23 protein-coding genes, 1 tRNA gene and 1 pseudogene are annotated in these 25,470 nt (G+C 75.9%); 11 read left to right on the top strand and 14 right to left on the bottom strand.

What is annotated here, in order from left to right:
* Window positions 1-495, top strand: a pseudogene (locus tag ACFV4F_RS14430) (hypothetical protein); the annotation flags it as partial.
* A gap of 821 nt (window positions 496-1,316) precedes the next feature.
* Here the strand turns inward: ACFV4F_RS14430 and ACFV4F_RS14425 are convergent.
* Both ACFV4F_RS14425 and ACFV4F_RS14420 read right to left on the bottom strand, forming a co-directional pair.
* A complete protein-coding gene (locus ACFV4F_RS14425; RefSeq protein WP_380502435.1) occupies window positions 1,317-2,720 on the bottom strand; it encodes an ATP-binding protein in 1,404 nt (467 codons plus the stop codon).
* Entirely contained in the window at window positions 2,717-3,439 is a 723-nt protein-coding gene (locus ACFV4F_RS14420; protein ID WP_380502432.1) for a response regulator transcription factor, read from the bottom strand. Before ACFV4F_RS14420 ends, ACFV4F_RS14425 begins: the two co-directional genes overlap by 4 nt.
* A 63-nt stretch (window positions 3,440-3,502) precedes the next feature.
* Between ACFV4F_RS14420 and ACFV4F_RS14415 the strand changes: the two genes are divergently transcribed.
* Both ACFV4F_RS14415 and ACFV4F_RS14410 read left to right on the top strand, forming a co-directional pair.
* Window positions 3,503-4,684, top strand: coding sequence for a glycosyltransferase (locus ACFV4F_RS14415; RefSeq protein ID WP_380502429.1), 1,182 nt, complete (start codon window positions 3,503-3,505; stop codon window positions 4,682-4,684).
* Between the two features lie 30 nt (window positions 4,685-4,714).
* Window positions 4,715-5,731, top strand: a complete 1,017-nt coding sequence (locus ACFV4F_RS14410; protein ID WP_380502426.1) for an SDR family NAD(P)-dependent oxidoreductase — start codon at window positions 4,715-4,717, stop codon at window positions 5,729-5,731.
* 57 nt (window positions 5,732-5,788) lie between these two features.
* Here the strand turns inward: ACFV4F_RS14410 and pcp are convergent, their stop codons facing one another.
* Genes pcp through ACFV4F_RS14395 form a run of 3 tightly spaced genes read right to left on the bottom strand, consistent with a single transcriptional unit; the run spans window position 5,789 to window position 8,149 of the window.
* Entirely contained in the window at window positions 5,789-6,433 is a 645-nt protein-coding gene (gene pcp / locus ACFV4F_RS14405) for a pyroglutamyl-peptidase I (protein ID WP_380502423.1), read from the bottom strand.
* Between the two features lie 28 nt (window positions 6,434-6,461).
* The gene (locus tag ACFV4F_RS14400; RefSeq protein WP_380502421.1) at window positions 6,462-7,430 is read right to left on the bottom strand and encodes a DUF979 domain-containing protein; all 969 of its coding nucleotides are present in this window, start codon (window positions 7,428-7,430) and stop codon (window positions 6,462-6,464) included.
* Window positions 7,427-8,149, bottom strand: a complete 723-nt coding sequence (locus tag ACFV4F_RS14395; RefSeq protein WP_380502418.1) for a DUF969 domain-containing protein — start codon at window positions 8,147-8,149, stop codon at window positions 7,427-7,429. The genes ACFV4F_RS14400 and ACFV4F_RS14395 overlap by 4 nt, the downstream gene beginning before the upstream one ends.
* A gap of 159 nt (window positions 8,150-8,308) precedes the next feature.
* On the opposite strand from ACFV4F_RS14395, the gene ACFV4F_RS14390 reads away from it, so the two are divergent.
* From ACFV4F_RS14390 to ACFV4F_RS14375, 4 genes are read left to right on the top strand one after another with little or no spacing between them, the layout of a single operon-like run.
* A complete protein-coding gene (locus ACFV4F_RS14390) occupies window positions 8,309-8,998 on the top strand; it encodes a GntR family transcriptional regulator (protein WP_380443358.1) in 690 nt (229 codons plus the stop codon).
* 53 nt (window positions 8,999-9,051) lie between these two features.
* On the top strand, window positions 9,052-9,831 hold the full coding sequence (locus ACFV4F_RS14385) for a LamB/YcsF family protein (RefSeq protein WP_380496859.1): 780 nt from the start codon (window positions 9,052-9,054) through the stop codon (window positions 9,829-9,831).
* The gene (locus ACFV4F_RS14380) at window positions 9,828-10,451 is read left to right on the top strand and encodes an allophanate hydrolase subunit 1 (protein ID WP_380502415.1); all 624 of its coding nucleotides are present in this window, start codon (window positions 9,828-9,830) and stop codon (window positions 10,449-10,451) included. Before ACFV4F_RS14385 ends, ACFV4F_RS14380 begins: the two co-directional genes overlap by 4 nt.
* Window positions 10,448-11,314 (top strand): biotin-dependent carboxyltransferase family protein, encoded by an 867-nt coding sequence (locus ACFV4F_RS14375; RefSeq protein WP_380502412.1) that lies wholly within the window; start codon window positions 10,448-10,450, stop codon window positions 11,312-11,314. Before ACFV4F_RS14380 ends, ACFV4F_RS14375 begins: the two co-directional genes overlap by 4 nt.
* A gap of 102 nt (window positions 11,315-11,416) precedes the next feature.
* Here the strand turns inward: ACFV4F_RS14375 and ACFV4F_RS14370 are convergent, their stop codons facing one another.
* From ACFV4F_RS14370 to ACFV4F_RS14360, 3 genes are read right to left on the bottom strand one after another with little or no spacing between them, the layout of a single operon-like run.
* Entirely contained in the window at window positions 11,417-12,004 is a 588-nt protein-coding gene (locus tag ACFV4F_RS14370; protein ID WP_380502410.1) for a hypothetical protein, read from the bottom strand.
* Window positions 11,994-12,602 carry an SMI1/KNR4 family protein gene (locus tag ACFV4F_RS14365; protein WP_380502407.1) on the bottom strand — a complete coding sequence of 203 codons (609 nt, stop codon included), beginning with the start codon at window positions 12,600-12,602 and terminating at the stop codon, window positions 11,994-11,996. Before ACFV4F_RS14365 ends, ACFV4F_RS14370 begins: the two co-directional genes overlap by 11 nt.
* Complete coding sequence (locus ACFV4F_RS14360) at window positions 12,599-17,323, bottom strand: hypothetical protein (RefSeq protein WP_380502405.1); 4,725 nt, start codon at window positions 17,321-17,323, stop codon at window positions 12,599-12,601. The genes ACFV4F_RS14365 and ACFV4F_RS14360 overlap by 4 nt, the downstream gene beginning before the upstream one ends.
* Window positions 17,324-17,385: 62 nt before the next feature.
* On the opposite strand from ACFV4F_RS14360, the gene ACFV4F_RS14355 reads away from it, so the two are divergent.
* A complete protein-coding gene (locus tag ACFV4F_RS14355) occupies window positions 17,386-17,769 on the top strand; it encodes a hypothetical protein (protein ID WP_380443350.1) in 384 nt (127 codons plus the stop codon).
* A gap of 99 nt (window positions 17,770-17,868) precedes the next feature.
* On the opposite strand, the gene ACFV4F_RS14350 is transcribed toward ACFV4F_RS14355, so the two are convergent.
* From ACFV4F_RS14350 to ACFV4F_RS14330, 5 genes are all read right to left on the bottom strand, one after another.
* Entirely contained in the window at window positions 17,869-18,024 is a 156-nt protein-coding gene (locus tag ACFV4F_RS14350) for a hypothetical protein (RefSeq protein ID WP_380443348.1), read from the bottom strand.
* An 80-nt stretch (window positions 18,025-18,104) separates the two neighbouring features.
* Window positions 18,105-18,431 carry a hypothetical protein gene (locus ACFV4F_RS14345; protein ID WP_380496813.1) on the bottom strand — a complete coding sequence of 109 codons (327 nt, stop codon included), beginning with the start codon at window positions 18,429-18,431 and terminating at the stop codon, window positions 18,105-18,107.
* A 38-nt stretch (window positions 18,432-18,469) separates the two neighbouring features.
* Entirely contained in the window at window positions 18,470-19,978 is a 1,509-nt protein-coding gene (locus ACFV4F_RS14340; protein ID WP_380502402.1) for a hypothetical protein, read from the bottom strand.
* A 109-nt stretch (window positions 19,979-20,087) separates the two neighbouring features.
* Window positions 20,088-22,307, bottom strand: coding sequence for a hypothetical protein (locus ACFV4F_RS14335; protein ID WP_380502399.1), 2,220 nt, complete (start codon window positions 22,305-22,307; stop codon window positions 20,088-20,090).
* Window positions 22,307-22,383: transfer RNA gene (locus tag ACFV4F_RS14330), tRNA-Arg, on the bottom strand. Before ACFV4F_RS14330 ends, ACFV4F_RS14335 begins: the two co-directional genes overlap by 1 nt.
* 255 nt (window positions 22,384-22,638) lie before the next feature.
* On the opposite strand from ACFV4F_RS14330, the gene ACFV4F_RS14325 reads away from it, so the two are divergent.
* Both ACFV4F_RS14325 and ACFV4F_RS14320 read left to right on the top strand, forming a co-directional pair.
* Window positions 22,639-23,475, top strand: a complete 837-nt coding sequence (locus tag ACFV4F_RS14325; RefSeq protein WP_380502396.1) for a hypothetical protein — start codon at window positions 22,639-22,641, stop codon at window positions 23,473-23,475.
* Between the two features lie 167 nt (window positions 23,476-23,642).
* Window positions 23,643-23,957, top strand: coding sequence for a hypothetical protein (locus ACFV4F_RS14320; RefSeq protein WP_380443338.1), 315 nt, complete (start codon window positions 23,643-23,645; stop codon window positions 23,955-23,957).
* A gap of 67 nt (window positions 23,958-24,024) precedes the next feature.
* Here ACFV4F_RS14320 and ACFV4F_RS14315 read toward each other — a convergent pair whose 3' ends face one another.
* Window positions 24,025-24,333 carry a hypothetical protein gene (locus ACFV4F_RS14315; protein WP_380443336.1) on the bottom strand — a complete coding sequence of 103 codons (309 nt, stop codon included), beginning with the start codon at window positions 24,331-24,333 and terminating at the stop codon, window positions 24,025-24,027.
* A gap of 162 nt (window positions 24,334-24,495) precedes the next feature.
* Between ACFV4F_RS14315 and ACFV4F_RS14310 the strand changes: the two genes are divergently transcribed.
* Complete coding sequence (locus tag ACFV4F_RS14310) at window positions 24,496-25,389, top strand: hypothetical protein (RefSeq protein WP_380502394.1); 894 nt, start codon at window positions 24,496-24,498, stop codon at window positions 25,387-25,389.
* Window positions 25,390-25,470 lie beyond the last annotated feature (81 nt).

Below are 25,470 nucleotides of genomic sequence, written 5' to 3'. Positions count from 1 at the left end.
GCCGGCCCCCGGGGGGGGGCGCTCGGGGGGGGGGGGGCTGGTCGCCCCCCCCCCGGCGGGGGCTCGGGCTGGGCCGGGCGCGCCGGGCGGGACGACGGGCCCGCGGCGCTGGAGTGGCTGGGCCTGTGGTCGGCCGAGGCCCGCGAACGGGCGCACTGGGCGGACACCGCCCACCCCAGCGAGCCCGCCGCGCTCGTCCTGGTGTGGCACGGCGTCCAGGCGATCACCGCCGAGGACCCGGAGGACCGCGACGCCCACGGCCGGCACATCACCGAACGCTGCGAGGCCTACGTCCGCGAGCGGCACCGCCGCCAGGACACCCTGGCCCTGCTGCTGTCCTGCGCCCGGATCGCCGCCACCGCCCTGGTCGAACTGGGCGACGGCGACCCGGCCCGCGCCGGCCGGTGGCTGGAGGACCTCGCCGACCGCACCGTGCCCCACGACGGCCCGGCACCCCTGTGGGTCCCGGGCCGGCCGTCGCAGACCGCGGGCTGAGAGGGCGGGCGAGGGGCCCGCACACACCCCTGCGGGGCACCCGGGCAGGCCGCCGGGTCCGCCGGGGGCCGACCGGCTGAGGGGGCTCGGCAGGTGGCTGCGGCGAGGACGCCGAGGTACCGGCCAAGCCCCGAGCGCACGACTGCGGAGCACGTCACACGCCCCACCACGGCCCGGCGCCGCTGTGGATCCCGGACCGGCCGTCGCAGACCGCGGGCTGACCATGGCGGGGAAGCGCCGGGGCTCCTCGGGTCGGGCCCGGGCCGCGAATCGTCCCGTCGGGGCACCCGCAGCCGGCGAGACACTGCGGCGCCGACACGGGCCGGAGCCGACCCGAGCGCCCTGCCCGACCGACCGGCTGACGCGCCACGACGGGGAAGCGCCGGGGCACGCGCCATCGTGACCGCCCGAGCACCCTGCCCGGCCGATGTGCCACGGCGAGGACACGCGGGAGACCGCAGGCCGGGCCGCAGACGGCCCCGCTGGGGCACCAGCAGCCGGGCAAGGTGCCGTAGCCCGGGCCGGGGCCGGTCGACGGACCCGTGCCGCTGCCGGGTGCCCCGGCGCCCGGCCTGCCCGCAGAGGGGCCGCGGCGAGCAGAATCCGGTGCGGCGCCGGGCCGGGCCCGACCGGCGAGCCCGTGGGGACGTGACCCTGCTCACCGTATGACGGTCCCGTTCCCCCGTACCGGCCCGCTCCCCCGCGCCGGGGCGTCGGTGCGGGCCGGGCAGAACTGTGCGCGGCGGGGCGGACTCGCCGGGCCGGCCGAGCGCGAACCGGAGCCGCGAGCCTCCCGGGTTCGGCCGGCATCGCCGCCCCGCTCAGGTCGGCAGGCGCAGGCGGAACAGGGCGCCGCCGCCCTCGGCGGCTTCGGCGGTGAGGGTGGCACCGTGGGCCTGGGCGATCTGGCGGGCCATGGCCAGGCCCAAACCGGAGCCGGGGAGGGCGCGGGCGGCGGAGGCGCGGTAGAAGCGGTCGAAGACGTACGGGAGGTCCTCGGGGGCGATGCCGGGGCCGTGGTCGCGGACGGTGAGCTCCAGCCGGGTGAGGCGGACTTCGACGGTGCCGCCGGGCGGGCTGAACTTGGCCGCGTTGTCGAGCAGGTTGGAGAGCAGCCGGGCGAGGCGGGCCGGGACGCCCGCGACGGTGCGTTCGGCCGCGGAGGCGTCGAGGGCATCCCGGGCGTCCAGGGTGTCCAGGGTGAAGGCGACGGCCGGCCAGTGGCCGCGGGCGGTGTCGACGCAGTGTTCGACGAGCGGGGCGAGGGCGACCTGTTCGAGCAGCGGCTGGGGTTCCTCGTCGCGGGCGAGTTCGATGAGGTCGTTGACCATGCCGGTCACCTCGCGCAGTTGGCGGCGCAGCGCGGATGCCGCCCGCTCTCGCTGACTGTCCGTCAGGCGGTCTGCACGGGAGAGGAGTTCGGCGTTTGTACGCAGCGCGGTGAGCGGGGTGCGCAGTTCGTGGGAGGCGTCGGCGACGAGGCGGCGCTGGGCGGCGACGGACTGTTCGAGTTCGCCGAGCATGGTGTTGAAGCTGTCGGCGAGTCTGGTCAGTTCGTCCTCGCGGCGTCCGGGTGGCAGGTCGATGCGCAGGCCGGCGTCGCGGGTGGCGGCGATGCGTTCGGCGGTGCGGGTGAGGCGGGTGACGGGGGCGAGGGAGGTGCGGGCGACGGTGAGGCCGAGGAGGGCGGCGAGCAGGACGCCGCCCGCGGCGACGGCGGCCATCAGGGCGCCGGCCTGCCGGACGCCTTCCTCGACGCTGTCGGAGCGCAGGGCGACCTGGACGGCCTGGCGGGTGCCGGGTGGTGCCGCGGTCATCGGGGTGGTGAGCATGCGGGCGGGGTGGCCGCCGATGGTGAGGTCGGTGAAGTAGCCGGGGCGTTGGCGGGCGGCGACCTGGCGGGTGGCCGGGGTGACGGGCAGTAGGTAGGGCTCGTTCGCCGTCTTGGTGGGGTCGGCGGGGACGATCTGGGCGCAGGCGGGGGCGGCGAGGTAGTTGCATTCGCCGTAGACGACCTGGGGGCCTTGGTCGCGGTGCTGCTGCTGGACGAGGGTGGCCTGTTGGGTGAGGTGCTGGTCGAGCTGGTGGTTGAGTTCGTAGCGCACGACGCTGAACGCGGCGGCGCTGATGCCGAGGGCGACGACGGCGACGGCGGCGGTGCAGGCGAGTGCGAGCCGGGTGCGCAGTGGGCGCCGGCGTCGCCAGCGGGCGTGTGCCGCCCTCATGTCGCCCGGTCCGGGGTGTCGGGGGTGCCGAGGCGGTAGCCGACGCCGTGCACGGTGTGCACCAGGCGTGGTTCGCCGCCGGCTTCCAGTTTGCGGCGCAGGTAACCGACGTACACGGCGAGGGAGTTGGAGTCGGGGCCGAAGTCGGCGCCCCACACCCGTTCCATGATCACCTCGCGTGGGAGGACCTGGCCGGGGTGGCGCAGCAGGACGTCGAGGAGGGCGAATTCGGTGCGGGAGAACTCCACCGGGCGGCCGGCCCGGGTGCCGGTGCGGGTGTGCGGGTCGACCTCCAGGTCGGCGAAGCGCAGGCCGGGTTCCTCGTCGGGGGCGGTGGCGCTGCGGCGCAGCAGGGCGCGCAGGCGGGCGGCGAGTTCGTCGAGGGCGAAGGGTTTGACGAGGTAGTCGTCGGCGCCGGCGTCGAGGCCGTCGACGCGTTCGCTGACGGAGTCGCGGGCGGTGAGCACGAGGATGGGGATGCGGTCGCCGAGGGCGCGCAGGCGGCGGCAGACGGCGAGGCCGTCGAGGACGGGCATGAGGAGGTCGAGGACCATGGCGTCGGGTTGCCAGGAGGCGACCTCGGTGAGGGCGGCGAGGCCGTCGGCGGCGCCGCGCACCTGGTAGCCCTCGATGGCGAGGCCGTCCTCGACGGCGGCGCGCACCTCGGGGTCGTCGTCCACGACCAGCACTCTTTGCCCGTTGGCTTGCCCGTTGATCATGTGGGTCAGCCTCTCAAATGCTCTCTGAGAAGTCTCTTAGACGGCCTGAGCAGGCTCGTCGGCATGTGGACGACGACAGAACACGAGACCGCCGAGGAGCTCCCGCCGCTGTCGGTGGTGATCGGGGCGGGTGGCACGGGTGGGCACATCTATCCGGGGCTGGCGCTGGCGGAGGCGCTGCGGCGGGCCGATCCGCGGGCGGTGATCTCCTTCGTGGGCACCGAGCGCGGTCTGGAGACGACGCTGATCCCGCAGGCGGGCCACCGGTTGCACACGGTCGACATGATCCCGTTCGACGCTTCGCTGGGCGCGCGCCGCTACCTGTTGCCGGCGGCGCTGCTGCGCTCGGGCCGGCGGTGCCGGGAGATCCTGCGGGAGCAGGGTGCGCAGGTGGCGGTGGGGATGGGCGGGTATCCGAGTGCGCCGGTGATCGTGGGCGCGCGGATGGCGGGGCTGCCGAGCGTGGTGCACGAGTCGAACGCGGTGCCCGGGCGGGCCAACCGGTTCGCCGCCCGGCTCACCCCGCACGTGGCGCTCGCCTTCGACCGCACGCGGGAGCACCTGCCGGCCGGGCGGGAGGTGCAGACGGTCGGGATGCCGCTGGTGGGGGCGGTGGCCCGGCTGGAGCGGGCGGCGCTGCGGGCCGAGGCGCGGCGGCACTTCGGCGTGCCGGAGGGCGCGGGGCTGCTGGTGCTCAACGGCGGCAGTCTGGGGGCGGCGCGGCTGACCGCGGCGGCCGTCGAGCTGGCCGGGCGCTGGCGTCACCGCACCGACCGGCGGCTGCTGGTCAAGACCGGTCCGGCCGCGCTCCCCGAGGTGCGGGCGGCGCTGGCGGGCAACCCGGTGGCGCACGCGGTCGCCTACCTGGACCGGATGGACCTGGCGTACGCGGCGGCCGACCTCATGGTGTGCCGGGCCGGCGCGGCGACGGTCGCCGAGTTGTCGAGCGTGCGGATGCCGGCCGTCCTGGTGCCCTATCCGCACGCGCCGCACGACCACCAGACGCACAACGCGCGGGTGCTCTCGGACGCGGGCGCCGGTCTGCTGCTGGCGGACGGGGAGTGCACCGGCGAGCGCCTGGCGGAGCTGGTGGATCCGCTGCTCGCGGATCCGCGGCGGCTCGCGGCGATGGCGGCGGCGGCCGATCCGGGTGATCACGCGGTCGCCGCGGACCTGCTCGCGGCGAAGGTGCTGCGCGTGATCGGGCGGGCGCCGGCGCCCGCCTCTGCCCCGTACGGGCTCTGAAACACCCGAACCGACTTCTGGAGGACAGTCATGACCAACCTCAACGACACCGTGCAGCAGGACTGGAGCGGGCGGACCGTCCTGGTCACCGGCGCCGAGGGCTTCATCGGCAGCACTCTGGTCGACCTGCTGGTCGAGCGCGGCGCCCGGGTGCGGGCCCTGGTGCACTACAAGCCGTACGCCGAGCGCGGCTACCTCGCCCGCTACCTGGCCGGCCCCGACGGCGCGGTGGAGATGGTCGCGGGCGACGTGCGGGACGCCAACCGGGTCCTGGACGCGGTCGCCGGCTGCGACACGGTCTTCCACCTCGCGGCGCTGATCGGCATCCCGTACAGCTACCAGGCCCCCGAGGCGTACGTGCAGACCAACGTGGTCGGCACGCAGAACGTCGCCGCGGCCTGCCTGCGCCACGGCGCCCGCCTGGTGCACACCTCCACCAGCGAGGTGTACGGGACGGCGATCACCGCGCCGATCGACGAGCGGCACCCGCTGCAGCCGCAGTCCCCGTACTCGGCCTCGAAGATCGGCGCGGACATGATGGCGCTGTCCTACTGGCACGCCTTCGAGCTGCCGGTCGCGGTGGTGCGCCCGTTCAACACCTACGGCCCGCGCCAGTCGGCGCGTGCGGTGATCCCCACCGTGCTGGCCCAGCTCCACTCCGGCGCGCGGGAGATCAGGCTCGGCTCGACCACCCCGACCCGCGACTTCACCTACGCGACCGACACCGCCGAGGGCTTCCTGGCCGTCGCCCGCGCCGACCGCGCGCTGGGCGAGGTCGTCAACCTCGGCACCGGCAGCGAGGTGTCGATCGGCGACCTGGCCAAGGCGCTGATCGTCGCCTCCGGCCGGGACGCCGAGATCGTCGTCGACCCCAGCCGGCTGCGCCCGGGCGGCAGCGAGGTCGAGCGGCTGCTGTCCGACAACCGCAAGGCGCGCGAACTGGCGGGCTGGGAGCCGCTGGTGGGCCTGGACGAGGGGCTGCGCCGCACGTCGGAGTGGGTCGGCGAACACCTGCACCTGCTCGCGCCGGAGCGCTACCAGGTCTGACCGGGGCCGCGGGTGATGTGGTGACGGATCGTCAGGTCCGTCACCACACGGGAGCTTTCAGTGGGTGGCCCCCTCCGGGACGCGCAGATCGGCGGAGGTGGTGGCCGCGGCGGTGAGCAGGGCGCGCAGCGCGTGGGCGACGGCGTCGGCCGGCAGGGAGGGCTGGGCGCGGTCGAGGACCTGCTCGGGCAGGGCGGGTATGTGGACGAACCCGCCGCGCACGCCGGGGCGTTCGGTGGCGAGCAGGTGCATCAGCGCGTAGAAGACGTGGTTGCAGACGAACGTCCCGGCGGTGTGCGAGAGGGAGGCGGGCAGGCCCGCCGCCCGGACGGCGGCCACGCAGGCCTTGACCGGCAGCGTCGCGAAGTAGGCGGCGGGGCCGCCGGGGACGACGGGCGCGTCGACGGGCCGGGCGCCCGCGTTGTCGGGGATGCGGGCGTCGTCGACGTTGACGGCGACGCGCTCGACGGTGACGTCCGGCCGGCCCGCCGCCTGGCCCAGGCAGACCACCAGGTCCGGGGCGCACTCCCGCACCGCGGCGCTCAGTTCCTCGGCCGCCCGCCCGAAGACGCAGCTCAGGCGGACGGCGGTGACCAGCAGCCCCTCGGGCGGGTCGGCGGTGACGAGGCGGGCGACCTCCCAGGACGGGTTGACGTCGGCGCCGTCGAACGGTTCGAAGCCGGTGAGCAGGACCCTGGTCATGGGCGGGCCTTTCCGAGAAGGGATCAGGTCAGAACGCGAAGAGCGACATGATGGCGATGTTGCACACCAGCAGCGCGCCCGCGGTGGGGATCTGGGCCTTGATCGGCCCGTACTGGTCCTTGAGTTCGAGCAGCGCCGCCGGGACGAGGTTGAAGTTGGCCGCCATCGGGGTCACGAGCGTGCCGCAGAAGCCGGCCAGCATGCCCACGGCCAGGACGACGCCCGGGTGGCCGTGCAGCTGGGTGATGAGGATCGGCCAGCCGATCGCGGCGGTCATCACCGGGAAGGCGGCGAACGCGTTGCCCATGATGATCGTGAACAGGGCCATGCCCAGGCAGTAGAGCGCCACCGCCGCGTACTTGCTGCCGTCCGGCAGGAAGTGGGTGGTGATCCTGCCGACCTGGGCGCCGACGCCGGCGCCCTGGAAGATCGAGCCCAGCACGGCCAGGAGCTGGGGCAGCAGCAGCGACCAGCCCATCGCCTCCAGCAGCCCGCGCCCGGAGTGCAGGGCGACGACGGGGTTGCGCTCGCGGGTGAGCAGCAGCGCGATGCCGAGCGCGACGAGGGAGCCGATGCCGAGGCCGAGGAGCGTCTCGCTGCCGGTCTGGAGCAGTGGACTCCCGCCCAGGTGCACGCCCTTGAGGAGCGTGCCGCAGGCGAGTGCGACCAGTGGCAGGGCGAGGGCGGGGACGAACAGCTTGCTGCCCAGGCGCGCGGCGGAGGCGGCCCGCTGCTCGGGGGCGGCGGCCGTGGAGGTGCCGCGTCCGGTGAGGCCGAAACCGGCCAGGCAGATCATCGCCAGGACGGCGGCGCCCAGCGGGGCCGCGGGCGCGCTCTTGTCGGCGACCCAGCTGCCGTAGACGAAGCTCGCGCCGAGCAGGCCCCAGAAGGCGGCGCTGCCGTGGCGCTTGGGGTTGGTGCGGTCCACCGCCATCTGCGCGGCCATCGCGAGGAAGACGGCCCCGACCAGCCAGTACAGCCACTCGACCTTGATCACTTCGTCTTCTCCTCGACGCGGGTGGCGGCTGCTTCGTCGGCCGCGGGAGCGCCCTGGACGTCCCGGGCGAGGGTGGCGTCCAGGCGCAGCAGGCGGGCGCCGTGGACGAGGGTGGCGCAGACCGCGGTGGGGATGGCCCACAGGGCGAGCTGCACCGGTTCCAGGTCGGTGTGGTAGGTCGCGTTGACGAAGCCGGTGATCAGGAGGATCGAGCCGACGGCGAGGAAGCAGTCCTCGCCGAAGAACAGGCCGACGGTGTCGGCGCTGGCGGCGAAGGAGCGCAGGCGTTCGCGGGCCCGTTCGGTCAGGGTGCCGTGGCGGCGCTCGGCGGCGGCCTCGGCCATCGGCGCGATCATCGGGCGCACGGCCTGGGCGGGTCCGCCGAGGCCGGTGAGGCCGAGGGCGGCGGCGAGCTGGCGCACCACCAGGTAGACGGTGAGCAGGCGTCCGGCGCTGACCCTGGCGAGCTTGTTCATCAGGGTGCGGGCCTGTTCCTGCAGGCCGTGGCGCTCCAGGAGGCCGATCACGGGCAGGGTGACGGCGAAGAGGGTCACCGAGCGGCTGGAGGCGAAGCCCGTGCCGAAGGCCTCCAGGACCTTCATCGGGCTCATCCCGCCCAGGAGTCCGGTGACGACGCCGGCGGCGCCGACGACGAGGAGCGGATTTCGCCGGGTGGCGAACCCGGCCACCACGACGAGGATGCCGATCAGAACGATCATGTTCCTGACCGCCTTTCAGAGGGGCCTCCGCCCTTGTGGGTGGCCGTCTGGGGCGCCGCGGGCGGAGGAGGTCCCGGCTGGGTGGGCCGCGACCGTTCGGGGGTTGCCGAGAGGCTAGGGGATTGTGGAACAATCCGACAAGAGTTCAGGAGGTGGAACGTGACCGGGGTTTTCGACGCACTCGCGGCCGACCGGAGCCGGATCGAACGCGCCAGCGCCGCCCAGCGGGTGGCCGACGTGCTGCGCGACCACATCACCGAGGGCCGGCTCGCCCCCGGCACCCGACTGTCGGAGGAGGCCCTCGGCGACGCGCTCGCCGTCTCGCGCAACACGCTGCGCGAGGCGTTCCGGCTGCTGGCCGACCAGCGGCTGGTCGTACACGAGCTGAACCGCGGCGTGTTCGTCCGGATCCTCAACCCGGCCGACGTCGCCGACATCTACACGCTGCGCCTGGCCCTGGAGACGGCCGGCGTGCGCGCCCTGCACAGCGCCGCGCCCGAGCGCCTGGCCGCGGTGCGGGCCGCGCTCGCCCGGGCCGAGGGCGCCGAGGCGCTCGGCGACTGGGTCACCGTCGGCACCGCCGACCTGCACTTCCACCTGGCCGTCGCCGGGCTCGCCGGCAGCGAGCGGATCGACGAGTGCATGGCGCGCCTGGTCGCCGAGCTGCGCCTGGCCTTCGCCGCCGTCCCCTCGGCGCGCGAGCTGCACGCGCCGTTCCTGCGGCGCAACCAGACGCTCACCGGGCTGCTGGAGTCGGGCGAGATCGACGACGCCGAGGTCGAGCTGACCCGGTACCTGAACGACGCGCGCGCGGTGATCATCCGGGCGATGACGGGGGGCGTGAGGTGACGCCGCCGCCCGATCCGACGGTGATCGACCTCAACGCCGGGCGTTCGACGGTGATCGACCTCCACGCCGGGCGTTCGACGGTGATCGACCTCAACGCCGACCTCGGCGAGGGCTTCGGGCGCTGGACCCTCACCGACGACGAGGCGCTGCTGTCGGTGGTCACCAGCGCCAACGTCGCCTGCGGCTTCCACGCCGGGGACCCGTCCACCATGCGGCGGGTGTGCGCGCTGGCCGCCGAGCGGGGCGTGCGGATCGGCGCGCAGGTCTCCTACCGCGACCTCGCCGGCTTCGGGCGCCGCGCGATGGACGTGCCGCCGGACGAACTGGCGAACGAAGTCGCCTACCAGATCGGGGCATTGCAGGTGTTCGCGCAGGCGGCCGGGGCGCGTGTCGCGTACGTCAAACCGCACGGCGCGCTGTACAACCGGACGGTGCACGACGAGGAGCAGGCGCAGGCGGTGGTCCGGGGCGTGCACCTGGCCGCGCCGGGCCTTCCCGTCCTCGGCCTGCCCGGTTCGCGACTGCACGAGGCCGCCGGGCGGGCCGAACTGCCGGTGGTCGCCGAGGCGTTCGCCGACCGCGCCTACACCCCGCACGGCACGCTCGTCCCGCGCCGCGAACCCGGCGCCGTCGTGCACGAGGCGGACGCCGTCGTCCGCCGCTCGGTCGCCATCGCCCGCGACGGCGAGGTCACCGCGCGCACCGGCGAACGCGTCCGGCTGCGGGCCCGCTCCCTGTGCGTGCACGGCGACACCCCCGGCGCCGCGGACCTCGCCCGCCGGGTCCGAACGGCCCTGCGGGCGGCCGGAGTCCGGGTGGAGGCGTTCGCGTGAGCACACGAGTCCTGCGGGTCGGCCAGGACGCGCTGCTGGTCGAGCTCGACGGCGCCGAGGAGACCGCCGCCTTCCACGCCGAACTCCAGCGCCGGCGCGCCGCGTCCGTGCTCCCGCCCGTCGCCGAGGTCGTGCCCGCCGAACGGACCGTCCTGCTCGACGGCGTCGCCGACCCCGACGCCCTGGCCGCCGAACTCACCGGCTGGCACGTGCCGCCGCTGCGGGCGACGTCCGACGAGACGGTGACCGTCCCGGTGCGCTACGACGGCGCGGACCTCACCGAGGTCGCCGCGCTGTGGGGCGTCGCCGAGGACGAGGTCGCGCGCATCCACTCCGCGACCGAGTTCCGCGTCGCCTTCAGCGGCTTCGCCCCCGGCTTCGGCTACCTCACCGGCCTGCCCGAGCGCTACCGGGTACCGCGCCGGGCCGTCCCGCGCCCCGCCGTCCCGGCCGGCTCGATCGCCCTCGCCGGACCGTACACCGGCGCCTACCCGCGTCCCTCCCCCGGCGGCTGGCAGCTGATCGGGCACACCGACGCCGTGCTGTGGGACCCCTCCCGCGAGCGCGCCGCCCTGTTCAGCCCGGGCACCCGGGTCCGCTTCGTCATCGAGGAAGCATGACCGTAACCGTTGTGAGCACCGGCCTGCTGACGACCGTCCAGGACCTCGGCCGCCCCGGCCACGCGCACCTGGGCGTGCCCCGCTCCGGCGCCCTCGACCAGCCGGCCCACCGCCTCGCCAACCGCCTGGTCGGCAACCCCGCCACGGCCGCCACGCTGGAGACGACCGTGCTCGGCTGCGCGGTGCGCGCCCGGCGCGCCGTGACGGTGGCCGTCACCGGAGCGCCGTGCGCCGTCCGCGTCGACGGACGGCCCGCCGCGTGGGCCGCGCCGGTGCGGGTGCCCGCCGGGGCGCTGCTGGAGGTCGGCGCGGCCACGTCCGGCGTGCGCAGCTACGTGGCGTTCGCGGGCGGACTGGCCGTCACCCCCGTGCTCGGCAGCCGCTCCACCGACCTGCTGTCGGGGCTGGGCCCCGCGCCCCTGGCCGTCGGGGACGAGCTGGCGCTCGGCACGCCGTGCGGCCCGGCGGCTGGGGCGGACGTGGTCGCCTCCCCCGCCGCGCCCGACCCGCTGCTCCTGCCGGTGCTGATCGGCCCGCGCGACGACTGGTTCACCGAGCGCTCCCTGGCCGTCCTCACCGGTTCCGGCTACCGCGTCTCCCCCACCAGCAACCGGATCGGCCTGCGCGTGGACGGCCCGCCGCTGGAGCGCGCCCGTGAAGGCGAACTCCCCAGCGAGGGCATGGTCCTGGGCGCCGTCCAGGTCCCGCCGGACGGCCGCCCGGTGGTCTTCCTCGCCGACCACCCCACCACCGGCGGCTACCCCGTCATCGGCGTCGTCCCCGCCGCCGCCCTACCCGCCGCCGCCCAGGCCGCCCCGGGCACCCCGGTCCGCTTCACAACGGTACGACGCCGGCGGCGGTGAGTTCGGCGGTGAGTTCGTCCACACAACATCCCAGGTGACGGCTGACCGACGCCGCGCGAGGTCGGGGATCCAGGACGTCCTGTCCTTCACTGGTCCGCCGCATCAGCGTCCCGCCCCGGTCCGGCCGGTGTCCGGAACCCAGACCGGCACACCCGGCTTCCGGTACGCCAGGTCGGCCAGGCCCGGGGTTTCGCCGGCGAGCACCAGCAGGAGGAACTCGGCCATCCCCATGTCGTACCGGCTCCAGGCGTCCGGGAAGCGGCCCCTGTCCCAGAGTACGACGGGCCATCGGTCCGGGTCGTCGTCCGCCGTCAGCCAGAAGCAGTGGTCGCCGTTGTAGTTTCCGCCCCAGAGCAGCAGGCCGCCGGGCTCGGGGTAGACCGGGTACGGACACAGGTCGAACGAGTCCTCCCGCATGGCCCGGAACCGAGGACCGACGTCCTCCGTGGTCCGCCGGAGCATGCGGCGGACCCCGTCGTCCCCGGCCGGTCCTCCGGGGCCCGGCAGCGGGTCGAGGACGCCGAGATCGCCCCGGAACTCCCCCGATCCGAAGACGTCGACGAACTCCCGGTAGTCCGACGGAAGCTCGATACCGGCCGCCCGCTGCGCCGCGTCCCAGCCCACGCGGGGCGGCCCCTGGAGGGGCGTCCACCCGGCCAGGCGTACGAGGTCCTCCAGGTCAGTGCGCATCGGGTCCGTCCTCAGGAGTCGCGCGGGGTGACACGGACTTCCACATCTCGGGGTCCATGGTCCGGTCGATCAGTTCTTCGGCGTCCGGGAACTCGCCGGTCAGGACGGCGGCGAGGAAGTCGGCCATGCCGCCGTCGAAGCGGTCGAACTCACTGAAGCTGAACCGCCAGACCACGACCGGCCATTGATCGGGGTCGTCGGCCGTTGTGTCCCAGCAGAAGTAGTCGCAATTGGTGTTGTTGGCCCACGCGAGAAGGCCGCGCCTTCCCGGGAAGAACGGCTCGTACGGACGCTCGGCCTCGGGCTCCCACCCGTAGCACTCTTCGAGCATCTCGCTGATGTCCCGGTTGAACACGTAAAGGCCGTCGAACCGCTCCGACTCCGGGACACCCGGTCGGAGGGAGGGCGCCACCACCACGAGGTCGTCGTGGTATCGGACGCGGCCGTAGCGCTCCACGAACGCGCGGAAGTCCGAGGGGAGCTGGACGCCGAGCCGCTCGACGGCCCGCTCCCAGCGCACCTCGACGGGCGGGCGGCCCGGGTCGCCCATGAGGTCGCCGAGGCGGCCGAGGGCTCCCGCCGGGCCCTGGCCGCTCACGGGGCGCTGCCGGCGGGGGCGCCGTGGATGGCGGTCCACGTCGTGGTGAACAACTCGTGCAGTGGGAGCGGGGGTTGGATGCGGGGGAAGGGGGCGTGGATTTCGTTGCCCCACAGGGGGCGGACGGTGTGGGTGGCGAGCTTCGGGGTTTCCAGGGGGAGGTGGGGGGACTTGAGGTCGGTCCACTCGCCGGGGAGGAAGAGGGTGCGGCCGGCGCGGGGGCGTTTGGCTTCGGTGACGGTGCCGGTGGCCAGGAGTTCGGTGCGTGCGGCGGCGTGCTGTTTGGCCGTCCAGGCGTTCCAGCGGCGGACGTTGCGGTCGGTGGGGGCGGCCAGCGTGGTGAGCTGGAGGTAGAGGGCGGCCGCGTCGGGGCCGACGTCGAGGTGGCGGGCGGCGTGGGCGACGAGGTCGGGGCAGGAGTGCCGCGGGTCGGCTTCGTAGGCGCCCGCCGGGACGGGGGTGGTGCGGGCCCGGTGCATCATGCGCTCCAGGCCGCCGCCGGGCAGGTAGGGCATGAGGACGTTCAACTCGGCTGCCAGTTCCGGGATTTCTCGTACGGTCCGGCGGGCCTGCGGGTCGCTGAGCGCGGCCGGGCGCAGGAAGGCCTGGCCGCTGGGCGCGCTGACGACGAGCGGGCCGAAATCGTAGGCGACGGGCAGGGGGGCGTCGGTGTCCTTGCGGCGGCCTTCGGCCACCGGCAGGCGCTCGGGGCCGAAGCGGCGTGCCAGGCCTTCGGGGGTGTCCTTGACCGCGGCCCGGCCCATCGCCAACAGCAGCTCCGGGCGGTCGAGTTCGGCACGCAGGCGCTCGTACAGGTGGAACGCGCCGGCCACCGCCGGATCGCCGACCGGGCGGTCCGTCCACGCCCACACGAGGGCGCTCGCGGCCTGCCGCAGGTCGAGGCCCACCGGGGTGCCGTAGGGCAGGGCGGGGCCGCCCGGCGGGACGGCCCGCACCTCCACGCCGCTCCCGTACGGGGCGGCCGCGAGCTCCCAGCCGGCCGCCTCCACCGCCGTGTCGGCAGCGGCCGTGTAGCCGCCGGTCAGGCGGCGGGCCCAGACCTCGGACAGGCCCAGGTCGCTCTCCAGCGCGTCGGCGGCCTCGTCGTCGACGGCGGGCAGGGCGCCGAGGCGCTCGCACCACGCGGCGGCCATCCGCTCCGCGGCCGCCTCGACGCCGCCGGGGCGCCACAGGTCGGCCGGGTCCTCGGGCAGGGCCGCGGCCAGGACGGCCCGGCGGCCCTCGTCGCCCAGGCGCCAGCACAGCTTGCCGTAGGTGTCGGCGGTCATCGGGGTGGCCTTGTACGGGGCTTTGGTGACGAGGGCGCGATGGTCGTCCCGGCCGGGGCGGGCGGGCAGGCCGGCGAGCACCAGACGCGCCAGCGGCCGCCGCACTCCGGCGAGTTCGGCGAAGCGCGCGACCGCCGCCTCGGACAGCGCGAGCGGCCCTGCCGTCTCGACGGCGGCGACGAGGGCGCGCAGGCGGGCGGCGTCGTCGCGGTCGATGCGCACGAGCCGGGCGGTGGGGACGGGCTGCGCGAGCGCCGAGTCGGCGCCGGTGACGAACCAGTGCTGCGACGTCCCCTGCGCCCGTACGCGCGCCGACGCCACCGCGAGGCCGTCCGCGCGCAGGCGGGCCAGGGTCGCGGTGTCCGTGCGCCCCGTCCGCCAGTGGCTGCCCGCGCGGGCGAACGGCTGGTCGGCCCAGGTGTCCAACAGGGCCAGCAGGGCTGCGCGTTCGGCCCCGGGCGTGGGGGCGATCACGGCCCGCCAGGCGGCGGCGTCGATCGCGCCCAGCAGCTGCGGCCACTCGTGCGGGGGCGCGGGCGGCGAGAGGCGGCGGACCTCCTCGCCGATGGCGCCCGCGAGGTGGGCGCCGTCGGCGGCGAGCGCGCCCAGGGTGGCGGGCAGGGGTGTGGGCGGGCCGTCGGCCCGCCCGGGGCCCTCCGGGAGCAGCCCGAACAGGGCGGGCATCAGCTCGGTGTCGGGCGCGGAGCGGCGCGGCAGGACGGGCGGGGTCTCGGCGAGGATCGCGACCCGCCGGTGCAGGGCGAGGCGGCGCTCCTCCACCCGGGCGGCCCGCAGGGTGACCGCGGCGACCGCCTCGACCAGCACCGGGTCGGTGACGGCGGGCAGTTCGCGGGCGACGGCGGCGCGCAGCGCGCCGGGGCCGCCGAGGGCGGCGGCGAGCAGGGCGTCGGCGGCGGGGCGGGTGACGGCGCGCAGGGCGCGGGAGGCGGCCCGGTCGCGGGTGCGCAGCAGGTACCAGTAGGCGGGCGGCAGGGCGCTGCCGCCGCAGACGGTGACGGCCCGGGTGGGGGTGCCGCGGGAGCGGCGGGGCGTGTCGTGGCCGTCCTGTTCCCACAGCAGGGTGCCGTCGGGGGTGTAGGCGCGGACGCCGGTGCGGGTCTGGGACTCGGCGAGGACGACGTCCTCGGCGGCGCCTTCCGGGGGTGCCCACAGGCCCCAGGGGGTCTGGCCGGGGCGGTCGATGTCGAAGCGGGCGGTGCGGCCGTCGACGCTTTCGAGGAGGAAGTGGTCGGGGGCGTGGTCGCGGTGGCGGGTGCGGTACAGGACGCGGGTGCCGACGAGTCCGTCGCGGCTGCCGAGCGGGGAGGTGGTGAGGGTGTCGGGCAGCGGGGCGAGCTGGAGGTCCTCGTGGGAGACGGTCATGCCGGTTTCGGCGGGCCGGGCGGGGTCGGCGGGGCGGCCGGGGAAGGCGGGCAGGGGCGTCTCGTCGCGGGGTTCGCCGGTGGCGGGGTCGACGGGGCGCCAGGGGCGGTCGCCGAAGACGGCGTTGGTCCAGATCCGCGTGCCGTCGCCGAGCTGGAGTTCGTCGCCGTCGATGCCGTGGGTGTCGCCGGGGCGCAGCACGTGTCCGCCGCTGTGGCGTCCGGTGCCGTCGGCGGTCTCGAACTGGAAGCCGTAGGCGCCGTCCAGGCTGCCGCCGTAGGGGACGAGGCCGCGGACTTCGCCCGGCGTGAAGGGGGTGTCGGGGCGGTCGGCCCAGACGGCGGTGTCGCAGTGGTAGGGGCTGGGCTTGAGGGTCCAGCTGATGAGGAAGGAGCCGCCGGCGTAGTGGGCGGCGAAGAGGGTGGCGTCGTCGGGGACGGTGAAGCGGCAGGTGGCGCGGATGCCGTCGGGGTCGACGGCGACGGCGCGTTCGCGGTCGAAGACGGTCAGGACGGGCCAGGTGCAGGTGATGCCCTCGATGCCGGTCGAGCCGTCGGCCCCGTCCGCTTGCGCCTCGAATTCGGCGCGGACCGACTCCAGGGCGGGCCAGGCCAGTTCCTCCGGCAGTCCGGCGGCCAGGGAGCGCCGCAGGGCGCCGGCGGTGCCGGCCTCGGCGAGGGCGTCGGTGAGGCCGGCGAGGGCGGTGACGGTGGGGCGGTCGAGGACGGTCTCCAGTTCGGTGACGGCCTCCTCGGCTCCGGCCATGCCGCCGCCGGCGACGGTGTCGAGGAGGCGGGCGACGCGGGCGGCGACCTCCTGGGCGATGCCCTCGTTGCCCGGCAGCAGGGTGATCGCGGTGCCGGCGCGGCGGCGGGCGGACCCGTGGTGCGGGAGCAGGCCGGCGTGGACGGTGCCTTCCAGGCGGGGGCCGAAGACGGGGTCGGCGGCGAGGGCGGCGAGGTCGCGGCGGGAGTCCTCGCCCCAGAAGCGCAGGCGCGTCTCGGGGCCGGGGTCGGTGACGGGCACCCGGGCGGCGAGGCAGGCGTCGAGGAGGTCGGCGTCCAGGCCCTGCCAGTGGTAGCGGGTGGTGTGGAGCGTCACGGCGCTGCCGCCGACCCGCAGGCGGGGCCCGAACCGGCCCACCGTGTCGAGGAGTTCGGAGGGGAGCTGCTGGCGGGCGACGCCGCCGCCGGACTGGCGCGCGTACTGGTACATGTGGGCGAAGTGCCCGAGCCAGCGGTGCAGGCCGCCTTCTGGGACGACCCGGCCCTCGGCCATCGCCCGCTCCGCGCCGCAGGCGATCAGCAGCCGCAGCCAGGCGCCGCCGTCGGTGGTGCCGGACGGGAAGAGCTCCACGAGGGCGGCGAGGTGCGCGCCGGTGGGCGGATGGGCGTTCAGGAGCGGCGCGGCGTCGTTGAGCAGGGCGGCCGGGAGGGCCTTGTCCCGTGCGGTGGCGAGGATCGCGCCGGCCATCCGGGCGGCCTCGCCGTCGCCGTGTCCGGCGGCCTTGGCGGAGGCGCGGGCGCGGCGGACCAGGTCGGCGGGCAGCTCGGCGGGCGAGGCGGCCCAGGCGGTGAGCAGCTCGTCGAGGGCGGTGTGGGCGGCGGACGGGTCCAGCGTTTCGGCGAGGAAGCGCTGGTGGGCGGCGAGTTCCTTGGCGGGCAGGGCGCCGCACCGGGCGAACAGCAGGGCGTTGGCCCGCCGGTAGCCGGGGTCGACGGGCAAGCCGTGGGCGGACTCGGCCGCGCGGGCGGCGACGTAGGCGCGGGCGGCGGCGCGGATGCCGTTGCGCAGCAGGTGGTGGCCGACGGTGTCCCAGAACCACGGCAGGTGTGCGGGCGGCAGCCGCCGGGCCCGTCGTGCCATCAGGTCGACGAATCCGCCGGGCTTCTCCCAGTACCGGTTGAACTGGCCGTTCATCTCCTCGACCGCCTCGCGCGTGGCAGCGGCCGCGCCGGGGTCGTGGGCGGCGGCCCAGTCGGCGTACGTGGTCGAGGCGTACGCGTCGGCGGTGGTGGCGGGCAGGAGGGATTCCAGCGGGGCGATCATGCTCCGGATCGTCGCACGGGCCTGTGACAGGGCCCGCGAGGGGGCCGGGCACAATGGGGCCGGTGACCGTCTTCGCCTGTGTGACCTGCGACAACCCGCTGACCGGCGCGCTCCGCGAGGCCCGGCCGGCCGCCGATGGCGGGCAGCGGGCGGCCCGGCACCGGATCGGCAGGCCGCGGATGGCGCGGGGCACGTTCTCGGCCGGGCGGGACGGGGCGGTGTTCGTCGTGCACCCCGACGACGTGCCGGGCACCCGCCGGCACCCCGACAGCGGGCGGCGCAACGGGTGTTGCGGTCCCGACGGCCTGGACGGGCCGAACCTCGTCTGTGCGGGCTGCGGCGCGGAGGTCGCGACCAAGGAGGCGGACTGCTGGACGCCGAACCTGGTGGCGCTGATCGCCTCAGCCGTCCGCATCCTGCCCGAAGCCGCGGGCGGCGAGCGGTAGTTCGGGCAGCGGCCAGTCACGGTCCGGTGCCCAGGCGGGCCCGAAGGACACGCCCTGGACTCGTGGCGCCGGGGCGGAAGGGTTCGGGCCGGCGGCCCGTCACCGGGCGGGCCGGGCCTGGCAGGCGGGCTGGTGCCAGGTCGTGCGCACGGGGGTGCCGTCGGGCAGGCGGTGCTCGGTGTGCCAGGTCCGGCAGCAGGCCGGGCGCTGGTAGGGGCGGCGGCGGGGGCGCGGGGACGCGGTGTGGATGGTCATGCCCGGCGTTCTGCCACCGCCGGGCGCCGTCCAACCCCTCGGCACCCGAAAGGGCGACTGGTGGTTTGCCCGGGTCCGGGTCAGCCGGCGGCGGTGGGGGCCTGCGTGTCCGCGGCGTCGGCGGCGAGTTTGCGTTCGTCGGCCCGCAGGTTCTCGGCCTGTTCGCGCAGGCGCCGCCCGGCCCAGCCGTAGGACGCGCGGGCGTCGGGGGTGGTCATCCGGGGGCCGATGGTCTCGGCCAGTTCCCGCGCGGTGTCGAGCAGGTCGGCGAGTGCGCCGAGCAGGGCCGCCTCGTCCGGCCGGGGGACGTCGGCGCGGCGCGTGCGGGCGCGGGGCAGGGCGTTCTCCCTGATCTGTGTCCTGGCCTCGCCCACGGCCCTGGTCATCGCCGCTATGTCGGGGTCCATCCCGGCCTCCTGCCGTCCGTGCGCGCGTTGATGTCCCGCTATGCCTCCCCCGGCGGCCGGGGCGTCAACCAGGGGCGCGGACGGAAGCGCGCGGCCGGGGGCACGGTGCGGGCGCGGGTCGCGGCGGCGGCCAGGAGGGCGGGGAGGGGGCCGGGGAAGGGGCGCATCAGGGCGTCGACCTCGCGCCACAGGCCCGGTGCCGGCGGGTGGGCGGCGAGGTGTTCGGCGAGGTGGGCGAGGGCTGCGGTGTGCAGGGCGGCGCGGCCGCCGCCGGGTTCCCGGGCGCCGGCGTGGAAGGCGGAGGCCTGGCCGGCGTGGCAGGCGACGGCGTAGGCCGGACGGGCGTGGTCGACGGCCTGCCGGGCGGTGATCCGGCCGAGTTCGATCGCGGACCACACGTGGTGGATGTCCAGGCCGTCCTTGCCGATCGGGGTGGCGGCCAGGACGGCGAGCGGGTCCGCAGCGTCGAGGGGGCCGAGGACGGGCGGGCGGCGGTGGTACGCGGACGGCGGCGGTCCGTCCGCGCGGGGTGCGGGAACGGCGGGCCCGGGAACGGCGGGCCCGGGAGCTGCGGGCCCGGGAACGGCGGGCCCGGGAGCTGCGGGCCCGGGAACGGCGGGCCCGGGAGCTGCGGGCCCGGGAGCGGGCAGGTGTCGCGGGGCGGGGCGGCCGGTGAGCAGGACGCGGGCGACGTCGGGCGGGCAGTCGGGGCGTCGGGCGAGCAGCCGCGCCGCCAGGCGCGGCAGACGGCGGGACAGGCCGGCCGACGCGACCAGCGCCCAGTCCACCCGGTAGGGCTCGGCGAGGATCGCCCGGCCGCGGGGGGCGTCGGGCGCGGCTCGGATCCCGCGCAGGCGGCGCAGCAGGGCGCCGGTGCCGGTGAGGCGGTCCTCGGCGCTGGTGAGGAAGGGTTCGGGGTCGGGTTGGGCGCAGGCTTCGGCGATCCGGCGGGTCGCCTCGTCGAGGTCGGCGCCGGGCGGCAGGGCGGCCAGGACCTGCCGGACCCGGCCGGGGCCGCCGGCCAGGCGCACGGTGCGCCAGGCGTCGGCCCAGACGGTGGGCGGGATCGGGTCGCCCCAGCGGTAGGTGCGGCGGTCGGTCAGGGCGGCGGCGGCGAGGTCGGGGTCGCGGGAGGTCAGGGCGGCGCGGTGGTGCTCCGGGCGGTAGCCGCTGCCGGCGGCGACGACGGCGGGGCGGCGCAGCCGCAGCCGGCATTCGACCGGGTAGGTCAGGGACGGATTGTCGGCCAGGCGCGCGTCGATGCCGGCGTCGTCGAGGTCGGCCAGGCGTTGCTGGGCCTGCGGGTTGCGGACGGTGCGGGCCAGGGCGCGGCGCACGGCCGGGGTGGCGTCGGTGACAGCGCTGTCGGTCACGGTGGGCGGGTGGTCGTGGCCGAGGAAGAAGAAGTCGGGGTCGGCGTCGACGAGTTCGGCGAGCGCGGCGGCCCGGTGGGCGCGGGGCAGCAGCGCCACCAGGCAGCCGACGTCGAAGCGCCGGGCCAGCGCCTCGACATTCCGGGTGTACTCGTCCGCCGCGTCGACTGCCATGGCAGCGGACCGTAACAGGCGCCTGGCGCGCGCCGCGTGGATTTCGCCGGGCCTGCCCGCGTGGGCGGCCGGGGTGGTAGGGGCGTAGGGCCGCGTGGCTGGTCGGGCGTCAGGCCCCGGACCGCTCGCCGGAGGTCCAGCCCAGGAGCGGGGTGTGTACGGGTGGTGCGCCGAGGGCGAGGTGGGTGAGGTCGGCGACGGCGTCGGCGAGGGCTGCGGGGTGGGGGCGGGCGGTGAGGGCGTCCAGGGCGGCCGCGCGGGTGCGGGGCGGGCACAGGGAGAGGTGGAAGAGCATCTGGCGCCACGCGAAGGCGGTGCTGCGGCGGGCGGTGCAGGTGGTGAGGCCGCGGGAGGCGAAGCCGCAGGCGGTGGTGAAGGCGCGTTCGGCGAGGACGTCCCAGCCCTCGGGCGGGGTGAGGGCGCCGGGCCCGGCGAGGGTGGCGAGGTTGTGGGTGGTGAGGATCTGGGCCTGTTCGATGACGGCGCCGTTGCCCGTCACCGACCAGGGCGCGCCGGTGCGCCCGGCCCGACGGGTGCACAGGGCGGAGAACTGCCAGGTGTCGTCCATCGCGTAGACGGAGGCGTAGTCGATGCCGAAGTACCTCTCGTAGAGGGATCCTTCGAGGAGTTCGGCGGCGATGCGGGCGGCCTGGAGGAACTTGGGGCTAAAGCCGCCCATGAAGATGTCGGCGGCCAGTTCCTCCACGAAGGGCAGGTCGATGCCGGACTCGCGGGCGAGCACGGACAGTTCGCCGACCAGCGGGTTGGGCAGGAGCGTGCCGGGGAACGTCGCGACGGCCAGGGCGCCGAGGCGGTGCAGCGTGGCGAGGTGGGCGTCGCGGGTGATGGCGTCGGTGGTGCGGTGCGGGCGCACGGCCGCGTTCCAGGGCAGTTCGTCGGCGCGGACCTGGCGGGCGTAGTGGAGCAGGAGCAGGGAGCGGCGGCCCGCGAACGCCTTGTGGCCGGCGGCGGTGAGGGCGCGCAGGGCCGGGTCGGGGTGGGCGGAGGCCTCGGTGACGGCGGCGAGCTGGGGCGCGAGTTCGGCGAGGACTTCGGCGGAGGGCACCAGGCCGCGGGCGATGAGGGTTTCGACGGGGGCGCTGGTGGCGGCGAGGACGGGCTTGTGGAGGGCGGGCGGGACCGTGGTGCCGGCCGGAAGAGCGGTGCTCTCGGCCTCGGTGACCGGGGCAAGGAGGGCCTGGGGGTCGGCCAGGCCGTCGTGCCGGGGGTGGTCGGCGAGGCGGGCGATGAGCAGCCGGGCGACGGCGTGGTGGGAGGGCTGGGCGGCCTGGCGGGCCTGGGCGCGGCGCAGGATGGTGTGCTCGGCGGAGCCGGGAAGGCCGCGGCGGCGCACCATCGCGTCGACGGCGTGGCGCAGCCGGCCGCGGGTGCGGGGGTCCAACTGCCGGCCGGTGACGGTCAGTTCGAGTGCGATGCGCAGGACGGCGAGGTTCTCGCGGGGGTTGCGGTGCTTGCCGCACAGGGGGTGGGCGGCGGCGAGGGTGCGGTAGCGCAGGAGGAGTTCTGCGCCGCGGCGGTGCCACGGCCCGTCGGGGGTCTGGCCGTCGGGGGTCTGGCCGTCCGGCACCGGGCTGCCGCCGGCGGCCAGCCAGTGGGTGAGCAGGTCGTCGGCGAAGGGCGCCCAGACGGTGAGGGCCTCGCGCTGGGCCTCCACCGCGCGGTTGGGGGTGCGGCGGGCGAGGGCGGCCGAGGCCTCGCCGGCGGTGCGGCGGTGGACGGCGTCCGGCGCGGCCGACGGGGCGTCACCGGGCTGCGGGGTGAAGCGCAGGCGGGCGGCGAAGGGCCGCAGGACGTCGACGAGGTCGAGCGCGGCCCGCTGCTCGCCCGCACGGACCAGCCAGGCCACGGTGAGCAGCGCGGCCTCCTCGGGCACGGTGATGCGGTAGCGGCCGGTGTCGAGCAGGTGCCAGAGGTGGGCGAGTCCGGGCTCGGTGAGGCAGTGCGCGAAGAGTTCGGCGCGGCCTTCGGGGATGCCGGCGCGGCGGCAGGCGTCGGTCTCGTGGGGCTGGAGGGGGCCTTCGGCGCGGGCGCGGCCGGTGGCGAAGCCGCCGTGCAGGACCTCGGGGGTGACCCAGGCGGGCAGGTCGGCGGCGGGGGTGCGCGATCCGATGGCGAGGGTGCCCGCCCGCAGGCCGGCCAGCACCTCGCGCCAGCCGGCCGCGCACTGCTCGGCGCGGGCGCGGGTGGCCGGGTCGGGGTGGGCGACGGCGGTGACGAAGGCGCGGGCCAGCTGCCCGTGGGCGTAGTCGGTGGAGACGGCGGCCGTGGTGGCGGCCCCTGACGGCTGCTGCTCAGCGTTTCTGTCCATGGCCGACGTGGCGGGCCCTGCCCCCGCGCCCTCCAGGACCGAAGCCTGGTGCTCTGTCTCGCTGAGCTACACGTCGTCGCTGCGGCCAGACCTTACGAGGGCGGGCGGCGGCGGTGCAAGCGGATATTCCGGCTGGTCAGAACTCCCCCGTCGCACGCTTCGGCCCAACGCGGAGTGACGAACAGTAACCCTAAATGACAGCTTTAGGTCTCATCCCAACTTTCCCGCTCCGGCGCTCCCGGAGTGACGGAGCGTAGCCGCCGAGCGCCGCCGCGCGGGCGGATCTAGCCTGGCGGTATGGCTTGCCCCGCACGCCCAGGGAGGTGCGCGCATGCGTCGCACGATCGGTTCGCGAGCGGGGGTCGTCATGGCGGCGGCGGGGTTGGCGGCCGCCGTCTGCGGGGCCGCGCCGGCGGTGGCGGCCGGGAGTGACGGGCCACGGACGGTGACGGTGCAGGCGTGTCCGGACGAGTCGACCGGGCCCGGACTGCCGCCGCTCAAGGCGCTCGCGGCGCAGGTCACGCTCCCGGACGGGGTGAACCTGCCGCCGGGCGCGGCGGTGTTCGGCGCCCGCTACCCCGGTGACGCGCAGTACGTGGTCGCGCCGGGCGGCTGGACGTGCGACGTCGTGTTCTTCGCCGCGGACGGCGGCGAGCAGGTGTACGTCCACCCGGGCCCGCACGCGGCCGATCCGCTCGGCGCCTCGTACTCCGGGCTCGTGCAGGCCGTGTTCGACAGCGGCGGCGTGCAGACCGACGTCGACCTGGCCTGTCCGTTCGTCCCGCAGGCCGCGCGGGGCGGGCAGTGCCTGGCGCCGCCGCGCCAGGCCGCCGACGTCGTGCACGCCGTGCGCACCGGGGACCCGAACCTGTACGCGGCGGCGGTGTCCGTCCCGGCGGGCACGCGGGAGCCGAACCTCGCCGCGAGCGGGCAGGCGCCGGCCGGGACGCCGCCGGGGCAGGTGTTCGCCCTGGTCACCCTCGCGGGCACCGGCGGGACGGCGCAGTCGGTCGGCTGCGCGGTGCCCGGGCCGGGAGCGGCGAGCACCTGCCAGGCGACCCTCGGCTACTTCCTCGCCGGCAGCGTGCTGGGGCAGAAGCTGAGCGCGGGCCAACTCTCCGCGGCGCTCACGGACTTGAACGGTTTCGTGGCCTCACAGGTGCACTGACGAGGCCGGCCTTCCCCTAACCGCCGCGCGAGACTGGAACGGGTATATGCCAGGAGCGTCGGCGGCATTGACGGGCTATCAGCCAGGATGCATCGTGTTCCCCAGTCCGTTCATTTCAGCTCTTTCAGCGGAGGCGTCCGGGAATGGGGATGGGGATCGGGATGGGTGTGCGCAGCAGGGTCGCCGGGGTGGTGTCGGCCGGGCTGATGCTCGTCGGTGTGGCGGGGGTGCAGTTCGTCGGCGCGGGGACGGCGGACGCCATGCCGCCGTGCTACCGGCAGTGGACCGGGAACAGCGGGTCGACGATGTGTCCCGGGTACGACGTGTCCCACGTGGTCATCGGCTGCGTGCACGCGGGCGTGCCGTACAGCGTCGAGGGGCCGTGGGTGAAGCGGGGCGACTTCTCGTTCGCGCGCTGCAACAGCGGCGACGGGCTGCAGAAGGCCACCAACCCGCCGAGCGTGTGGTGGGAAGAGGGCTGAGCCGCCGACGGGGGACGGGGTGCGCGCAGGCCGGGCAGCGTTGCGCGCACCCGCGGCGGCCGAGGAGTCAGTCGCCGCGCTCGCGGAGGGTGGAGGCGGTGAAGGAGATCGCGAGCACGACGGCGAGCGCGAGCAGGACCGCGCCGATGACGATCGCCGTCCAGCCGCCGCTGGTGAGGTTGTCCAGCTGCTCGCGGTAGGTGGAGGTCTGGGGTCCGGGCATGCCCTCGGAGAACGAGCCGGTGGTGTGGGGCTCGCAGATGTCGCCGGGCGACATGGGTTTGCCGTAGCAGGTGGGCACGGCGGCGTGCAGCTTGTGGACGCCGAGCAGCAGCAGGCCGACGCCCGCGACGAACAGAACGAGCACGATCAGCACTGCCCCGGCCTTCCGACTCCCCCGCCCGTGCCGGTGTCCGGCACCTTTCGCCCGAATGTACCTCGGGGCGGTGGTGAACGAACCCGGCCAAAGAGCGACAGGTCTGTCACAGAAGGGTCAAATCGGCTGGTGCACAGGGTTGTTGGGTCGACACTGTGCGGCATGAGTGCGACGCGTGGTGGCGTGGGGGTCCTGGTGGCGGCGGCGTGTGCGGTGCTGCTCGGCGGCTGCACGGGGGCGGGCGGCGGGACGGCCGGGCCGACGGCCCCCGCAACGACGGCGACACCGGGAGCTAGCAGCGGCCTGACGCCGGAGGCCACGTACACGCTGCAGGGCTCCCCCTCCCCCGCCGAAGTGCGGCAGGTCGCCGACCAGTTGCAGCGCCGGGCGCAGGCGATGGGGCTGGCCGCGCCGAAGGTGGAGGTCAGGGGTGCGGCGGTGTCGCTGTCGGCCGCCGGGGCGACGCGCGAGCAGTTCGCGGCGCTCGCGCAGCAGGGGCACCTCGGGTTCCGTCCGGTCCTGGCGCTCGCGCCGTCCCTGCCGAACGGCGCGTCGGCGCAGGGGGCGGTGTCGGCCGACCCCACCACGACGCTCCAGGTGCCGAACTGTTCGGACGCGGCGCAGCGGACGGACCGCCAGTCGGCCTCCGGCAAGCCGGCCGTGGCGTGCGGGTACGCCGCGGAGAACGGGATCTGGTACGGGTTCGCACTGGGGCCGGTGGCGGTGGACGGCACGGACGTGTCGGCGGTGAAGGCGGTCGAGGACACGCAGAACGGGGCCGGCTGGCAGATCGACCTGACGTTCGACGCCGTCGGGGCGCAGGCGTTCGCGGACGTGACGGGCCGGCTCGCGGCGCAGCCGTCGCCCGCCAATCAGTTCGCGATCGTGCTGGACGGCGCGGTGGTGTCGCATCCGGCCGTCGCCTCCGCGGTGCCGGGCGGTGCGGCGGTGATCTCGGGGAGCTTCACGGAGGCGGAGGCCCGGCGTCTGGCGGCGCTGATCGGGGACCGCCTGCCGGTGCCCCTGCTGCTGACGGAGACGACGCTCCCGAACTGACGCGTCGTCAGCCATGGTGGCGAAACGGTGAAGTGGCATGCACGCCCCTAGAAAACCGGCGGGTAACACCCTTACCGTCGA

The organism is Kitasatospora sp. NPDC059722 (genome assembly GCF_042733235.1).
Classification (GTDB): domain Bacteria; phylum Actinomycetota; class Actinomycetes; order Streptomycetales; family Streptomycetaceae; genus Kitasatospora.
The sequence above is the reverse complement of the archived record's forward strand: the minus strand, read 5'-3'. Positions and strand labels throughout refer to the sequence as shown.

Bases quoted from the DNA above. Each gene is read 5' to 3' on its own strand.
- ACFV4F_RS14410 (WP_380502426.1), top strand. From the start codon at position 4,715: ATGACCAACCTCAACGACACCGTGCAGCAGGACTGGAGCGGGCGGACC.
- ACFV4F_RS14415 (WP_380502429.1), top strand. From the start codon at position 3,503: ATGTGGACGACGACAGAACACGAGACCGCCGAGGAGCTCCCGCCGCTG.
- ACFV4F_RS14325 (WP_380502396.1), top strand. From the start codon at position 22,639: ATGCGTCGCACGATCGGTTCGCGAGCGGGGGTCGTCATGGCGGCGGCG.
- ACFV4F_RS14360 (WP_380502405.1), bottom strand. From the start codon at position 17,323: ATGATCGCCCCGCTGGAATCCCTCCTGCCCGCCACCACCGCCGACGCG.
- ACFV4F_RS14350 (WP_380443348.1), bottom strand. From the start codon at position 18,024: ATGACCATCCACACCGCGTCCCCGCGCCCCCGCCGCCGCCCCTACCAG.
- ACFV4F_RS14395 (WP_380502418.1), bottom strand. From the start codon at position 8,149: ATGATCGTTCTGATCGGCATCCTCGTCGTGGTGGCCGGGTTCGCCACC.
- ACFV4F_RS14375 (WP_380502412.1), top strand. From the start codon at position 10,448: ATGACCGTAACCGTTGTGAGCACCGGCCTGCTGACGACCGTCCAGGAC.
- ACFV4F_RS14370 (WP_380502410.1), bottom strand. From the start codon at position 12,004: ATGCGCACTGACCTGGAGGACCTCGTACGCCTGGCCGGGTGGACGCCC.
- ACFV4F_RS14335 (WP_380502399.1), bottom strand. From the start codon at position 22,307: ATGGACAGAAACGCTGAGCAGCAGCCGTCAGGGGCCGCCACCACGGCC.
- ACFV4F_RS14310 (WP_380502394.1), top strand. From the start codon at position 24,496: ATGAGTGCGACGCGTGGTGGCGTGGGGGTCCTGGTGGCGGCGGCGTGT.
- ACFV4F_RS14345 (WP_380496813.1), bottom strand. From the start codon at position 18,431: ATGGACCCCGACATAGCGGCGATGACCAGGGCCGTGGGCGAGGCCAGG.
- ACFV4F_RS14420 (WP_380502432.1), bottom strand. From the start codon at position 3,439: ATGATCAACGGGCAAGCCAACGGGCAAAGAGTGCTGGTCGTGGACGAC.
- ACFV4F_RS14340 (WP_380502402.1), bottom strand. From the start codon at position 19,978: ATGGCAGTCGACGCGGCGGACGAGTACACCCGGAATGTCGAGGCGCTG.
- pcp (WP_380502423.1), bottom strand. From the start codon at position 6,433: ATGACCAGGGTCCTGCTCACCGGCTTCGAACCGTTCGACGGCGCCGAC.
- ACFV4F_RS14425 (WP_380502435.1), bottom strand. From the start codon at position 2,720: ATGAGGGCGGCACACGCCCGCTGGCGACGCCGGCGCCCACTGCGCACC.